This is a genomic window from Pseudomonas sp. FSL R10-2189 (assembly GCF_009600325.1).
GTDB classification, from domain to species: domain Bacteria; phylum Pseudomonadota; class Gammaproteobacteria; order Pseudomonadales; family Pseudomonadaceae; genus Aquipseudomonas; species Aquipseudomonas helleri.
Map to the genome: position 1 here is coordinate 53,460 of NZ_WIVZ01000006.1, position 14,271 is coordinate 67,730.

Below are 14,271 nucleotides of genomic sequence, written 5' to 3' on the forward strand. Positions count from 1 at the left end.
GCCCATGAATCCGCCCATTGCCTCGCCCGTCACTCACTCCTCGTCGCGTGCGGCCGAGGGTTTTGATCAGGCCCTGTACCGCAAGCTTGCCTGGCGGATCATGCCCTTTTTGTTTCTGTGTTTTGTGCTCAATTGGCTGGACCGGGTCAATATTGGCTTTGCCCACCTGCGCTTCAAAACCGACCTGAACATCAGTGATGCCACCTTCGGCATCATTGTCGGGGTGTTCTCCATCGGCTATTTGCTGTTCGAAATCCCCAGTAATCTGCTGCTGGAAAAGATCGGCGCCAAAAAGACCATGACCCGCATCATGATCCTGTGGGGGCTGGTGACCGTGGCGACGGCCTTTGCCCAGACGCCCGCGCAATTCTATGTACTGCGCGTGCTGCTGGGTGCGGCCGAGGCAGGTTTTTTCCCGGGGGTGATCCTGTACCTGACGTACTGGTTTCCGGCCAGTCACCGGGCGCGGATCACCTCAAGGTTCATCATGGCGATTGCCGTGTGCGGGATTATCGGCGGGCCGCTGTCGACGTCGATCATGAGCCACTTCGACACCGTGGCCGGGTTCCACGGTTGGCAATGGCTGTTCGTGTTGACTGGCTTGCCGCCGATTCTGGCCGGGCTGTTCGCCTGGTATTGGCTGGACAATCGCCCGGCCGACGCACGCTGGCTCAGCCAGGATGAAAAACGGCGCATCGAGCAAGCGTTGGCCGAGGAACGCGGGCGCCGCCAACCGGGCGGCCATCAGCATTTTCTGGGTGCGCTTAAAGACCGCAAAGTCTGGTTTATCGTCCTCGCCTACTGCCTGACCATCATGAGCACCGGCAATGTGACCAACATCTGGGCACCGTCGATCATCCGTGACTCGGGCATTACCAGCCTCAGCCAATTGGGCCTGCTCTCAGCCCTACCCTACGTCATCGCCGTGGGGGTGATGCTGCTGGTGTGTCGCCACTCAGACCAGCAGCAGGAACGGCGCTGGCACTTCACCGTGCCCGGTCTGCTGGCGGCGCTGGCCATGTTGATCTTGCCGCAATGCCTGAGCAGCCCGACTGCGACCGTGGCGACGATGGTCCTGATGACCACCGGCTACCTGAGCGCCACCGCGGTGTTCTGGACCATCCCCACGTACTACCTGTCGGACCGGGCAAAAGCGGCGGGTCTGGCCATGGTCAATTGCTGCGGGCAAATCAGCAGCCTGCTGACCCCGATCATGATCGGCCAGATCAAAACTGCCACCGGCGACATTCGCCTGGCCCTCTATATCGTGGCGGCCATGGTCGCCAGCGGAGCCTTGATCCTGTTCTTCGGCGTGCCGCGCAAAGCCTTGCGCGACGCCCCTTCAACCCTGGAAAAAACACATGACTGACTACGTCGCCCTGGCCACACAACTGGCTGCGCAGATCCAGCCCGGCGCTGCCCAACGCGATGCCGAGCGCACCCTGCCCCACGAACAAATCGAGTTGATCCGCCAGTCAGGGCTGGGCGCCGCACGAGTGCCCGTCGAACTGGGCGGTGGCGATATCAGCCAAGTCGATGTGGCACGGATTTTCATTACCCTGGCCAAGGCTGACCCGTGTGTGGCCCAGGCCATTTTTCCGCACTTCGCCACCGTCGAGCACCTGCGGCTGATCGCCAACCCGGAGCAACAGGCCCGTTACCTGGGGGCTTTCGCAGACCGCCAACTGTCATCGGGTGCGATTGCCGAACGCAGCGGCACTTTTCGCGGCGAGATCCACACCCGTCTCGAACGTCGTGGCGAGCAACTGATCCTCAACGGCAGCAAGTTCTACAGCACCGGCTGCTTGTTTGCCGACCTGCTGAAAATCCAGGCCGTGGACGAGACCGGCGCCGCTCTGTACGTCATGCTCCCGGCCAATACACCGGGCATCACCCTGCTCGATGACTGGGACGGCATGGGCCAGCGCACCACGGCCAGCGGCAGCACTGTGCTGGAAAACGTGCAGGTAGCGCCCGAACAGGTAATCCCCTTGAGCCAGTGGTATCAACGGCGTAATTACATTGGCGCCAGCGCGCAACTGATCCATTGCTCTATCGACATCGGCATTGGCCTGGCAGCGCTGGACGATGCGGTGTCATGGGCGCGCAACGGCTCACGCCCGGTGCGTGAAAGCGGTGTGCAGCGGGCCAGCGATGATCCGTACATTTTGCACACCATTGGCGACCTTGCCGCCTCCATCCACGGCGCCGAAGCGCTGGTAGAGAAAGCCGCAGCGGCAGTCGACTTCGCCGCCCGCAGCCAGTTACTGGGCCTGCTGCAAGGCGATGAATTGGAAGCGGTCCTGGCTAAGGCTTCCATCGAAGTGGCCGAAGCAAAAATCGCTTCAACCCGTGCGGCGCTGCATGTGTGCGAGCGTTTGTATGAAGTCGGCGGCGCAGCCACCACGCAAAGCCTGCACAACTTCGATCGCCACTGGCGCAACGCCCGTACCCACACCACCCATGATTCGCTGGCTTACAAATACAAGGCGATTGGCGAGTTCCTGCTCAACGGCCGCCACCCACCGATCGCGTTTACGTATTAAGTCCCGATTGGCCCCTGTAGGAGCGAGCTCGTCTCGCGATCTTTAAACGATCAAAAGATCGCGAGACGAGCTCGCTCCTATCAAACATGAAATAACCCATTGTTTTTTAAGTAAAAAATATTGGTGCGCGAGTTGTACGGTGGCGAAAGGGTTCACTCTCCTATACGTGGTCACGGCAAGCCGTGCCGACAATGACTCCACGCCGATACCGTACGGACCACTCTCTTATTCGGGTGCAAACACACCAGTGCTAGCTACGGTCTCTGCCTCACGCAAATATAAGAGTAGACACATAACAGTTTGCTGCGCGACAGCGCGGCGTCGAAGACGGGGCGGCCCCTCTTATTAAACATAAAATAAGTGATTGATTTTAAAGGCTTTGTAGGAGCGAGCTTGCTCGCGATCTTTTGATCTAGATCTTGCTTTTGATCTTGATCTAAAAGGCCCCATTAAACCACGCTGGCCGAACGCAGGTTTTGCGCAGTGGGTAACCCGGCAGGACGCCGGGTTAGCCGCGACACGGCCATGGATGGCCGATCGCGGCGGGCCTACGGAGCAAGGCCTGTGGTGAGGGCATGCCGAGCCAAAGCGAGGCACCGAGGGGTAGGGGCAAAAGCGTTTTGGTTACTTTGCCGCTTTTGCAAAGTGACGCGGCGTAAGGCCGGAACCCTAAGTGGCCGTTGCCGCAGCAACGGATATGTACTCAAGTCAAGAGCCCCCTCACCCTAGCCCTCTCCCGAAGGAGAGGGAACCGATTGGGGGATGCTGAAGATACTCGGCGGCCTGTTTGCTGCGCGACAGCGCGGCGTCGAAGACGGGGCGGCCCCTCCTACACAGGGATGAGTCAGTCAGGCCAGCAGATCTTCGTAAAAGGCACCGTAGGCTTTGCTCGGGTGGGCGATCTGGATTTCCAGAATCCACAGCCCTTTATTCGGGTAATGATCAAAGTCACCCAAGTCACCGCCCCGGTGGATGGCGTGAGGGAAGTCGCTGACACGGTGGCCCTTGATATCAAGGTTCAGCACCCAGCCCATGTCCTTGGCCTGCTCTTGGGCGTAGCGGTACAACTCAAGCCCCGCCACCTGCTCGTTCTTCCACTTGGCCTGCACCCGCTCAAACAACGTTTTGGCTGCTTCAGCGCAGGCTTTCATTTCAGGATCGTTGCCCGTCACGAAGGTTTCACCGGCATCACCTTCATGCCCTTCCCAGACCGCGCCCATGTCGATAAAGAAAATATCGTTTTCACCCAGCACCAGGTCGCCATCAGAGCGCTGTTTGAAGGTTTTCAGGGTGTTGGCACCAAAGCGCACCAACAACGGGTGCCAGATGCGCTGCATGTCCAGATCAGCCAGTACCTGCTTGCCCAGCGCCACGGCTTCGGTTTCGTGCATGCCGGGTTTGATCAGCGCCGACAGCGTTTCGATGGCCTTCCAGGTATTCGCCTGGGCGCGACGCATGGCGTCAATGTTATAGATTGGGCCTACGGCCTCTTTGGATTGTGCACTCACGGTCAGGTCCTGTCTGTGCGGAAGAATTCGCTATAGCGATAACTATATAGCGATCTCTTGAACGAGCAAAAGGTCGCACCTGCAGCACCGTAGTTATTTGAAGAAATTGCTCGGGGTTTTGCCGAATTGTTTTTTGAACATGGTGGTGAATGCACTCGGGCTGTCGTAGCCGAGCGCCCCGGCCACGTCGATGATTTTTTCACCGACGGCAATGCGCTCCAACGCCAGCAGCAACCGCGATTGCTGGCGCCATTGGCCAAAGGTCATGCCGGTTTCCTTATGAAACAGCCGCTGGATGGTTTTTTCATCCAGCGCCAGCCGGGCACTCCAGTCGGCCAGGGTCGAGCCGTCGCCAGGGTCACGCTGCAACACGCTGCAAATGCTCTGGATGCGCGAGTCGAGCGGCTGCGGCAGGTGCAGCGGCAGCACCGGTAAAATCGCCAGTTCATCCAGAATCAGCTTCATGATGCGGTCTTCTCGCGAGTCGGCCTCGTAAGGCGCACGGATGTCGACCGAGGCCTTGATCAGTTCACTCAACAGCGCCGAAATACTCACTGCACGGGTCTGCGTCGGCAGTTGCGCCATCACTTCAGGCCGTACATACACGCTGCGCATTTTCAGTGGGCCAACGCATCGCACCGAGTGCACCTGACCACTGGGCATCCAGATGCCGCGACTGGGCGGCACCGTCCACTGGCTCAACGCCGAGTGCACCACCATCACCCCTTCAATGGCATACAGCAGTTGATGCTTGGCGTGGGAATGCGGCGCGATAACCCAGTCGGCCGGGTAATCGGTAGCGCTGCAGCTCACTGTCCAGTGCGCTTCATCGACCTCAAGCAGAAATTCTTTCAGCGGTTTGATCATGATTCCCTTTTTGCGACAGTGAGCGCCCGAATTGCGCGAGACAGGCAATTTCGCGAAACCTAGGATAGCCGCTGGTTTGCCTGCGTGCATCCAGTGTCCTTACTCCCTGCCCGGATGATCTTCGATGTCTATAACAAGTACGAACCCGGCGGCTACCAGCAGCCCCAGCAGCAGTCCCAGTGCCTCAGTCAGCAGCCAGTCCAGCCCGTTGGTCATGCGCGTGATCGCCGCGTGCGCGCTAGCCCACCTGATCAACGACCTGATTCAAGCCGTGCTGCCGTCGATTTACCCGATGCTCAAGGCCAACTATGACCTGAGCTTTACCCAAATCGGCCTGATTACCCTGACCTTCCAGCTCACCGCTTCGCTGCTGCAACCGGGCGTCGGCTATTACACCGACCGCCACCCCAAGCCGTGGCTGCTGCCCGCGGGCATGGTGTGCACCTTGATCGGCATTTTGATGCTGGCGTTTGTCGGCTCGTTCACCGCCATTCTGGTGGCATCGGCGCTGATCGGTGTTGGCTCATCGACCTTTCACCCCGAGACTTCGCGGGTTGCGCGGCTGGCTTCGGGCGGGCGTTATGGCCTGGCACAATCCACCTTCCAGGTCGGCGGTAATGCGGGCAGCGCCTTCGGCCCGTTGCTGGCAGCGGCCATCGTCATCCCTTACGGTCAGGGCAACGTAGCGTGGTTCGGCCTGTTCGCGGCCTTTGCCATCTTGATCCTGTTCGGCTTGAGCCGCTGGTACCGCCACCACCTCAACCTGTTCAAGCTCAAGCAAGGCAGCGTGGCCACCCACGGTCTGTCTAAAAAACACGTGACCGGTGCCCTGGTGGTACTGGCGTTGCTGGTGTTCTCCAAGTACTTCTACATGTCCAGTTTCACCAGCTACTTCACTTTTTTCCTGATCAAAAAGTTTGACCTGTCGGTGGCCAGTTCCCAGTTGTATCTGTTCCTGTTCCTCGGCGCAGTGGCAGCGGGCACCTTCTTTGGCGGCCCGATTGGCGACAAGATCGGGCGTAAAGCGGTGATCTGGTTCTCGATACTCGGCGCAGCGCCATTCAGCCTCGCGTTGCCCTATGTCGACCTGTTCTGGACCGGCATCCTGAGCATGATCATCGGCTTTATTCTGGCCTCTGCGTTCTCGGCCATCGTGGTGTATGCGCAAGAACTGGTGCCGGGCAATGTCGGCATGATCGCCGGGGTATTCTTCGGTTTGATGTTCGGTTTTGGTGGCATCGGCGCGGCCTTGCTCGGGCACTTGGCGGACATTCACGGCATTGAGTACGTGTATTCGCTGTGTTCGTACCTGCCGTTGCTGGGCATTTTGACCATCTTGTTGCCATCGACAAAAAAGGTTTAAGGCTTATATAAACCTCTGAAGGAGCGAGCTTGCCTCGCGATCTTTTGATCTTTAAAAGATCGCGAGACAAGCTCGCTCCTTCAGTTTGATTTCGCCAATTCCCGGTGCGAGTCATGGGGATTCCCACTCATCCAGCAGGCTGTCGAACAGTGCTTGCGCGGCAGCTGACAGCTCATGCCCCGGCTTGGTCAGCACACCCATCGCCCGCTCGACGATCGGCTCATGCAAGGTGATGCAGCGCGCGCCCAACTCGCGCATTTGCTCGACGCACAGGGCCGGGACAGCGCTCACGCCCAACCCGCTGGCGACCATGCGCCCGACGGTAGCCAGTTGATGACTTTCGAACTCCACCGGCAATTTCATCTGCCGCGCCTGCAAATGTTCCTCCAGCAGCACCCGCACCGCCGACGGCCGTTGCAGGGTGATAAATGGCTGCTCCAGCAAGGTTTTCCAGTCGATCACCGTGGCATTCGCCAGCGGACTGTCACTGGGCACCACCGCCACAAAACGGTCGATGTACAGCGGGGTAAATGTCAGTGATGAACCCGGCGCTGGCTCAAACGCGACCCCCAGTTCAACCTGGCGATCACGGACCATTTCCAACACCTGCTCGTTGATGACGTCGTTGACCGTGACATTGAGCTTGGGATAGCGCAGGCGAAAATGCTTGAGAATCGGCGGCAGCAGGTTGCAGGCAAACGACGGAATCGCCGCCAACGTCACCCGCCCGCGTTGCAACGTGAACAGTTGGCGCATTTCGTCTTCAGCATTGTCCCAGTCCGCCACCAACTTACGCGCCCGCGGCAACAGCGCCTGGCCTTCAGGGGTCAGCGCCACGTTGCGCGTGGTGCGGCTGAACAAACGCCCGCCCAGCCCTTCTTCCAGCGCCTTGATGGTCAGGCTCAAGGCCGATTGCGATAAATGCAGGCGCTCGCAGGCCACGGCAAAGCTCAGGCTTTGCGCCACGGCAAGGAAGGCGCGGATCTGTTTCACCGTCATGGGCGTGCTCTCGTGTTTAATTGTTTCGATTTATCTATCAATCAACCGCAAAAATCAATTTAACAAATCAATCCAGTGGAGTAACACTCGTACCATTCGACACACCATCACCCATCAATAATAAAAGAGGTGCATATGGCAGGTTTTGATAAGCGCGTAGCGTCCTACGAGGAAGCGCTGGCCGGGCTCGAAGATGGCATGACCGTGATTTCAGGCGGCTTTGGCCTGTGCGGCATCCCCGAGAACCTGATCAACGAGATCAAACGCAAAGGCACCCGTGATCTGACCGTGGTGTCCAACAACTGTGGCGTCGACGGTTTTGGCCTCGGGATCCTCCTGGAAGACCGCCAGATCAGCAAAGTGATCGCCTCTTACGTGGGTGAAAACGCGCTGTTCGAGAAGCAACTGCTCAGCGGCGAAATCGAAGTCGAACTCACCCCCCAAGGCACCCTCGCAGAAAAAATGCGCGCAGGCGGTGCGGGCATCCCGGCGTTTTTCACGGCGACCGGCGTCGGTACTCCCGTGGCCGAAGGCAAGGAAACCCGCACATTCAAAGGCCGCGAGTACCTGATGGAAGAATCCATCACCGGCGACTTTGCCATTGTCAAAGGCTGGAAAGCCGACCATTTCGGCAACGTGATCTACCGCCACACCGCGCAAAACTTCAACCCGCTGGCCGCTACCGCGGGCAAGATCACCGTGGTCGAAGTCGAAGAAATTGTTGAACCCGGCGAGCTGGACCCGGCGCAGATCCACACCCCTGGCATCTACGTCGACCGGATCATTTGCGGCACGTTTGAAAAACGTATCGAACAGCTCACTGAGCGCTCTTGATCCCCTGCCCCCAGCCTTAAGCTCTGGATTCAGAGCACGGAGAATAATAATGGCCCTTACCCGCGAACAAATGGCTCAGCGCGTCGCCCGCGAAATGCAGGACGGCTTCTACGTGAACCTCGGCATCGGTATCCCGACCCTGGTCGCCAACTACATCCCCGACGGCATGGAAGTCATGCTGCAATCGGAAAACGGCCTGCTCGGCATGGGCGCCTTCCCGCGCAAAGGTGAAGCCGATGCCGACATGATCAACGCCGGCAAACAAACCGTCACCGCCCGCACCGGCGCATCGATTTTCTCGTCTGCCGAGTCGTTCGCGATGATTCGCGGCGGCCACATTGACCTCACGGTGCTGGGCGCCTTTGAGGTCGACGTACACGGCAACATCGCCTCGTGGATGATCCCAGGCAAGCTGGTCAAGGGCATGGGCGGCGCGATGGACCTGGTGGCCGGTGCCGACAACATCATCGTCACCATGACCCACGCCTCCAAAGACGGCGAATCCAAACTGCTGTCGCGCTGCAGCCTGCCGCTGACCGGTGCCGGGTGCATCAAGCGGGTGCTGACCGACCTGGCCTACCTGGAAATCGAAGACGGCGCCTTCATCCTCAAAGAGCGGGCGCCCGGCGTCAGCGTTGAAGAAATCGTCAGCAAAACAGCCGGTAAATTGATCGTCCCGGACCATGTCCCGGAAATGCAGTTCGCCTGATCCGCCACAATTTAAGGAGAGAAGTCATGCAAGAAGTCGTCATTGTTGCCGCCACCCGCACGGCCATTGGCAGTTTTCAGGGCGCGCTGGCCAACATTCCGGCTGCCGAACTCGGCGCTGCCGTCATTCGTCAACTGCTGCAAACCACCGGCATCAAAGGCGAGCAGGTTGACGAAGTGATCCTTGGCCAGGTGCTCACCGCGGGCTGCGGCCAGAACCCGGCGCGTCAGGCGTCGATCCTCGCCGGTCTGCCCCACGCTGTACCGGCGCTGACCCTGAACAAACTCTGCGGCTCTGGCCTGAAGGCGCTGCACCTGGCCACCCAGGCGATTCGCTGCGGCGATGCCGAGGTCATCATCGCCGGCGGCATGGAAAGCATGAGCCTGGCGCCGTACGTGCTGCCGGCCGCACGCACCGGCCTGCGCATGGGCCACGCGAAAATGCTCGACAGCATGCTGCAAGACGGCCTGATGGACGCGTTCAACGACTACCACATGGGCATCACCGCCGAGAATCTGGTGGACAAATACCAACTGACCCGCGAGCAACAGGACGCCTTCGCCGCAGCATCGCAACAAAAAGCCATTGCGGCCATCGAGTCCGGGCGCTTTGCCGACGAGATCACCCCCATCCAGATTCCTCAGCGCAAAGGCGAGCCGATTTCGTTCAAGGTCGATGAGCAACCGCGCGACGGCATCACCGCCGAGGCCTTGAGCAAACTCAAGCCTGCGTTCAAAAAAGACGGCAGCGTCACCGCTGGCAACTCCTCAACCATCAACGACGGCGCTGCCGCCGTGGTGCTGATGAGCGCCGACAAGGCCAAAGCCCTGGGCCTGCCCGTGCTGGCCCGGATCGCCGGTTACGCCAACGCCGGTGTCGACCCGGCCATCATGGGCATCGGCCCGGTTTCGGCAACCCGCACCTGCCTGAAAAAAGCCGGCTGGAGCCTCGACCAACTGGACCTGATCGAAGCCAACGAAGCCTTCGCCGCGCAAGCCCTGGCGGTGAGCAAAGAGCTGGAATGGGACATGGACAAGGTCAACGTCAATGGCGGCGCCATTGCCCTGGGCCACCCGATTGGCGCGTCAGGCTGCCGCGTGCTGGTGTCGTTGCTGCACGAAATGATCAAGCGTGACGCCAAAAAAGGCCTCGCGACCTTGTGCATCGGCGGCGGTCAGGGCGTGGCCCTGGCCATCGAGCGCAGCTAACCGCAGGAGCGAGTTTGCCTCGCGATCTTTTGATGTTTAAAAGATCGCGAGCAAGCTCGCTCCTACGCCGTCATTAGTCGCTGATTACACCGACAATCAATTCACTGCCAATCCAGCCAGCCAGCAGTTCACCGGCCCGGCCTATACCCTCGTCTTCGCCCAGACGCTCGACTAAAAACTCGCACAACCCGGCAAAGCTGCCGTCGTGTTGCAGGTGCTGCAGCGCGTGCAGTTCCAGCGCGTCGACCTGGCGCAGGCGCGAGGTGTATTGGCGACGCCACACCAGCAACCCGCCCGCCTCGGCCAGCATCGTGGCTTCGGGCGGCGGGGTTTGCTGCCACAAGGCCGACCAGATGGCTTCGGCATTGGTGGTCAAGGCATGGCTGCGCAGCGACGGCGCCAGTTGCAGGCGCGCGGTGTCCCAGTCCACCGAGGCCAGCGCCTCCATGCGCAGGGGCGCAGCATCGGCGGCGACAAACGCCTCGCTCAGTGACCATTCGATCCACGCCAGTTCGTGTACGTCCGGGTTATTGGGGAAGACGTCATACAAGGTTTTTTGCAAGCCTTCGGGGTACACATCAAGAGTCCAGGCATGCGGCGGATGGCGGTCTATATGGGTGATGCACGCGGCCAAAAAGGCTTCATCCCCCAGCCATTTGCGCAGGTTGGGAAACGCCCCTTCCAGGCAACCTACCAATTGCGCCCGGTAGTTGTTCTGGTACACCGCCAGACCGGCAACATGATTGCCCAGGAGCGCGGCGGATTCATCCGAAGCGTTCACCAGCCAGTTCTGGAATTCTTCCTGCAAACGGGCCAGATTCATGCGCGCACCTCCTCACGCTGTTTGGCCGCGCTGGCGCCCAAAGCCCTGGCGATGGCGAGTTCATCGAGCAGTTCGGACAAAGGCGGAATATCATCATCACGCTCGATCATGGTGGCCACCGGGCCCAGCCGCTCAATGGCCCTGGCGTACAAGTGCCAGACGCCGCTGCACACCGGGCTGTCATGGCTGTCAATCAACAGGCTGGGGCCCTGGCTGTGGCCCGCGAGGTGCACCTGACGCACGCGCTCGGCGGGTATCCCGTCGAGAAACGCCAGCGCATCAAAGCCGTGGTTGCTGGCGCTGACAAACACATTATTGACGTCCAGCAGCAGCTCGCAGCCGGTACGCCGGGACATCTCGGCAATAAATTCCCACTCGCTCATGGACGCGCCTGCAAAGGCCAGATAGCTCGACGGATTTTCAAACAGCATAGTGCGGCCCAAGGCCTCTTGTGCCTGATGAATATTGGCGCAGACCAGGTTCAGTGCCTCTTCGGTGTAAGGCAGCGGCAGCAAATCGTGGGAGTTGAAGCCCCCGGTGCGTGACCAACTCAAATGGTCGGACACAAACAGCGGCTCAATGGCATCCACCAGCGACTTGAGGCGCTTGAGGTAATCAGGGTCCAGCCCTTCGGCGGTGCCGATGGACATGGACACGCCGTGCAGCGCCACCGGGTGCCGCTCACGGATCTGGCGCAGGATGTGCAGTGGTTGGCCGCCTGCAACCATAAAATTCTCGGAGATCACTTCGACGAAATCCACGGCGACCGAGGTTTCAAGAAAGTCGCTGTAATGCTCCTTGCGCAACCCCAGGCCAAAGCCCGAGAAACGTGGATTGGATGTCGCCATGTGATGTGCTCCAGTGCATCGATAGGTCGTTGTATGCAAAGACTGCAGGAGCCAACTGTCTCACGATCTTTTGATCGTTTAAAAGATCGCAAGACAAGCTCTCTCCTACACCGGGGGGTTACTTGGCTTCGGTGGTGGTGCCGCCCAGTTTCATGCACTCGGACGGGGTTTTCACCACAACGCCCTGGCCTTTGCAGCTATTGAGGCCTTTGCAGTCGTTTTTCGACGTGGCGCACTGGCTTTCGCCTTTACAGCTGTTGACGCCGTAGCAGCGGCCAGGTTTCTCCTGCTGGTCGGCAGCGCTGGCGGCCGTAGCAAAAGACGCGGATGCCATAGCGATCAGGGCAGCAGCAGTGGCAAGGCTGACGCGGGATTTCAAAGAAGTGCTCATGGGATGTCTCCAGGGTGTTTTTGTGGGGGTTTGGGATTAGTTAATAACTGATGCAGCGTCTTCGATCACTTTGGCCACCGCTTCCGGCTGGGAAATGTACACGGAGTGGCTGCCTTTTAGTTCAGTGACTTTGGAACCGGCGCGCTTGTACATCCAGCGCTGTAAATCGGGGCTCAAGGCCCGGTCTTCGGTAGAGAGCACCGCATAGGTCGGCTTCTTGTGCCAGGCGGCGTCCCACACGGTGCCGCCGAACAATGCGGTGGTGGCCGGAACTTGCGAGGCCGCCATAAAGTCGGTGCGGTTAGTAGTCAGGTCAGCGGCAAAATCATCATGGAACTTGCTGCGGTCCACAAACAGATGGCCGTCGCGGCTCTGCTTGATGTCATTGCTTGGCGCAGGCATGGAGTTCAACAACTGGGACATGTTCTCGCCCACTTCCGGCTGCAGGGCTGAAACATAGACCAGCGCCCTGACCTTGCCCCGGTCACCGGCAATCGAGATCACCCCGCCGCCGGAACTGTGACCCACCAGCACCACCGGGCCGACCTGCTGTTCCAGCACTTCACGGGCTTCGGCTACGTCTGCAGCAAGGCTTTCATGCCCCTGATGCACCACGGTGACCTTGTAGCCCTGGTGGGACAGGATGTCGTGCACCACTCGCCAGCCGGAGCCGTCAACAAACGAGCCAGGCACAATCACCACGTTTTTGCCGGTGCCGGGCAACGCCTGCGGCTTTTCAGCCGCTGAAGCCAGCATGGGAGCGGTCAGCGCCATGGCGATGACCAGAGAAGACAGAACACGCATAAAGACACTCCACAGCATTATTGTTAAAGGGTTCACACACGCCGACGGCGCAACACGTTGTCCAGCGACCAGGCCCCGCCACCGTAGGCCAACAGCGGTAACAACAACCCCGCCCAGGTCAGGTGCGTCGGCCAGGCGTCGGGGTAGACAAACACCTCGATCACCAGGGTCATGCCCAACAGTGCAGCAGCAGACAGGCGGGTCATCAGGCCCAGCACCAGCAACAGCGGGAACGCATGCTCGGCGTAAGCCGCCAGATGCGCCGCCCATTCCGGGGGGATCACAGGCAAGGCGTATTCCGAGCGAAACAAGGTGTAAGTCGACTGTTTGAGTTCCAGAAAACCGGTGACTTTGGTACGGCCCGAGAGGAAGAACACCGAGGCGATACCGACACGGGCCACCAACAACAGCAGTGCCTCAGGCAATAACCGCTTGAGCACCACCGGGGCCGAGGCAATCACGGTTTTTCCGTCAGGCTGCCGTAGCCTTTAGGGGTTTTGATCTGGGTGCAGGTGCCTTTGTCCACCAGGATCCAGGCATTGCCCTGGTAGTCAGCGGTGGCGGTACCGGCGCATGAGGTGCCTTTACCCGCGGCACAATCATTGGCACCGGCCAGCGACACGCCAAAGCATTTCTCTTGAGGCTTGGCATCATCAGCGTGGGCAGCACCGGCAAAGGCACCGAGGGACAGAGCGAGGGTGGCGGCGAGAGCGGCGTAATGGCGCTTCATTGTTATATCTCCTGGCTTGACTGAATGTGTCCGTAGCGCAAGTTCAGGTGAGTGATCACTTGCGCTATCGGGTAGACAGATTTAAAGCCAGGCGTGTATCTGGTCTGTGTCGCGTTCGACCGTTAACAACCTGCGGGTGTATCAGCGTGGGGTTGGTACACAGTGTGATACACAGCGAGTGCGTTACTCCCTGAATCAGCTGCCTTCGCCAGCACATCCGCTGTTGCGTTCACCGGCATAAGTCCAGGTAGACGTGTGGCTGAACGTCTCACCCGACATCGAGTCGGTGCAGGGTTTAGGCTCGATCACCAGGCTGAACGCCTTGCCCTGATCGATGCCGGTGTAGGTCGTGCGATCCCCTGACACCACTTTGTCGGCGTGCAATTGCCGACCCTCTAAGTGATCCGGAGTAATCCAGGCCAGGGTGTCGCCATTGACCTTGAGGGTCCAGAACGGCTCGTTGCCACGGGCGACAAACTGCCGGGCCGCACCCGTTGCTTCAGAGCCCGTGCTGCTGACCGAGGGCGCATGCTGGCTGCATGCGCTCAAGAGCAACGGCAACACAAACGCCGCGAGGGGCGCCATCACTTCCTTTTTCATCACGTCATTCCTTAAATGAGTCCGTGGGTCACCCTAGCAAA

General features: G+C 59.7%; 16 protein-coding genes. 6 read left to right on the top strand and 10 right to left on the bottom strand.

Features of this window, described 5'->3' with window-relative positions; genetic code table 11:
• The first annotated feature begins 4 nt into the window (after positions 1-4).
• Positions 5-1,369 carry an MFS transporter gene (locus tag GHO32_RS06915; RefSeq protein ID WP_053225218.1) on the top strand — a complete coding sequence of 455 codons (1,365 nt, stop codon included), beginning with the start codon at positions 5-7 and terminating at the stop codon, positions 1,367-1,369.
• Positions 1,362-2,546 carry an acyl-CoA dehydrogenase family protein gene (locus GHO32_RS06920; RefSeq protein WP_153335194.1) on the top strand — a complete coding sequence of 395 codons (1,185 nt, stop codon included), beginning with the start codon at positions 1,362-1,364 and terminating at the stop codon, positions 2,544-2,546. The genes GHO32_RS06915 and GHO32_RS06920 overlap by 8 nt, the downstream gene beginning before the upstream one ends.
• Positions 2,547-3,394: 848 nt before the next feature.
• Here the strand turns inward: GHO32_RS06920 and GHO32_RS06925 are convergent.
• Together GHO32_RS06925 and GHO32_RS06930 are read right to left on the bottom strand one after the other, a co-directional pair.
• Positions 3,395-4,054: a M24 family metallopeptidase gene (locus GHO32_RS06925; protein WP_368668397.1), complete on the bottom strand. Its 660-nt coding sequence runs from the start codon at positions 4,052-4,054 to the stop codon at positions 3,395-3,397.
• Between the two features lie 93 nt (positions 4,055-4,147).
• Entirely contained in the window at positions 4,148-4,921 is a 774-nt protein-coding gene (locus GHO32_RS06930) for a helix-turn-helix domain-containing protein (protein WP_153335193.1), read from the bottom strand.
• 124 nt (positions 4,922-5,045) lie between these two features.
• Between GHO32_RS06930 and GHO32_RS06935 the strand changes: the two genes are divergently transcribed.
• A complete protein-coding gene (locus tag GHO32_RS06935) occupies positions 5,046-6,284 on the top strand; it encodes an MFS transporter (protein ID WP_153335192.1) in 1,239 nt (412 codons plus the stop codon).
• A gap of 111 nt (positions 6,285-6,395) precedes the next feature.
• On the opposite strand, the gene GHO32_RS06940 is transcribed toward GHO32_RS06935, so the two are convergent.
• Positions 6,396-7,283: a LysR family transcriptional regulator gene (locus tag GHO32_RS06940; RefSeq protein WP_153335191.1), complete on the bottom strand. Its 888-nt coding sequence runs from the start codon at positions 7,281-7,283 to the stop codon at positions 6,396-6,398.
• Between the two features lie 135 nt (positions 7,284-7,418).
• On the opposite strand from GHO32_RS06940, the gene GHO32_RS06945 reads away from it, so the two are divergent.
• From GHO32_RS06945 to GHO32_RS06955, 3 genes are read left to right on the top strand one after another with little or no spacing between them, the layout of a single operon-like run.
• A complete protein-coding gene (locus GHO32_RS06945; RefSeq protein ID WP_153335190.1) occupies positions 7,419-8,117 on the top strand; it encodes a CoA transferase subunit A in 699 nt (232 codons plus the stop codon).
• Between the two features lie 49 nt (positions 8,118-8,166).
• Entirely contained in the window at positions 8,167-8,826 is a 660-nt protein-coding gene (locus tag GHO32_RS06950; RefSeq protein ID WP_048369231.1) for a CoA transferase subunit B, read from the top strand.
• 26 nt (positions 8,827-8,852) lie between these two features.
• Positions 8,853-10,034, top strand: a complete 1,182-nt coding sequence (locus GHO32_RS06955) for an acetyl-CoA C-acetyltransferase (protein WP_153335189.1) — start codon at positions 8,853-8,855, stop codon at positions 10,032-10,034.
• A 73-nt stretch (positions 10,035-10,107) separates the two neighbouring features.
• Here GHO32_RS06955 and GHO32_RS06960 read toward each other — a convergent pair whose 3' ends face one another.
• The 7 genes from GHO32_RS06960 to GHO32_RS06990 all read right to left on the bottom strand — a co-directional run bounded on the left by GHO32_RS06960 (position 10,108) and on the right by GHO32_RS06990 (position 14,230).
• The gene (locus GHO32_RS06960) at positions 10,108-10,857 is read right to left on the bottom strand and encodes a DNA-binding domain-containing protein (protein WP_153335188.1); all 750 of its coding nucleotides are present in this window, start codon (positions 10,855-10,857) and stop codon (positions 10,108-10,110) included.
• Entirely contained in the window at positions 10,854-11,705 is an 852-nt protein-coding gene (locus tag GHO32_RS06965) for a DUF692 domain-containing protein (protein ID WP_153335187.1), read from the bottom strand. Before GHO32_RS06965 ends, GHO32_RS06960 begins: the two co-directional genes overlap by 4 nt.
• A gap of 118 nt (positions 11,706-11,823) precedes the next feature.
• Positions 11,824-12,096, bottom strand: a complete 273-nt coding sequence (locus GHO32_RS06970; RefSeq protein WP_048387006.1) for a hypothetical protein — start codon at positions 12,094-12,096, stop codon at positions 11,824-11,826.
• A 36-nt stretch (positions 12,097-12,132) separates the two neighbouring features.
• Positions 12,133-12,900, bottom strand: coding sequence for an alpha/beta fold hydrolase (locus GHO32_RS06975; protein WP_048369238.1), 768 nt, complete (start codon positions 12,898-12,900; stop codon positions 12,133-12,135).
• A 32-nt stretch (positions 12,901-12,932) separates the two neighbouring features.
• Positions 12,933-13,361, bottom strand: coding sequence for a DoxX family protein (locus tag GHO32_RS06980; protein ID WP_123752092.1), 429 nt, complete (start codon positions 13,359-13,361; stop codon positions 12,933-12,935).
• Positions 13,358-13,630: a DUF2282 domain-containing protein gene (locus GHO32_RS06985; protein WP_048369240.1), complete on the bottom strand. Its 273-nt coding sequence runs from the start codon at positions 13,628-13,630 to the stop codon at positions 13,358-13,360. The genes GHO32_RS06980 and GHO32_RS06985 overlap by 4 nt, the downstream gene beginning before the upstream one ends.
• Positions 13,631-13,825: 195 nt before the next feature.
• Entirely contained in the window at positions 13,826-14,230 is a 405-nt protein-coding gene (locus GHO32_RS06990) for a COG3650 family protein (protein WP_153335186.1), read from the bottom strand.
• Positions 14,231-14,271: the final 41 nt, after the last annotated feature.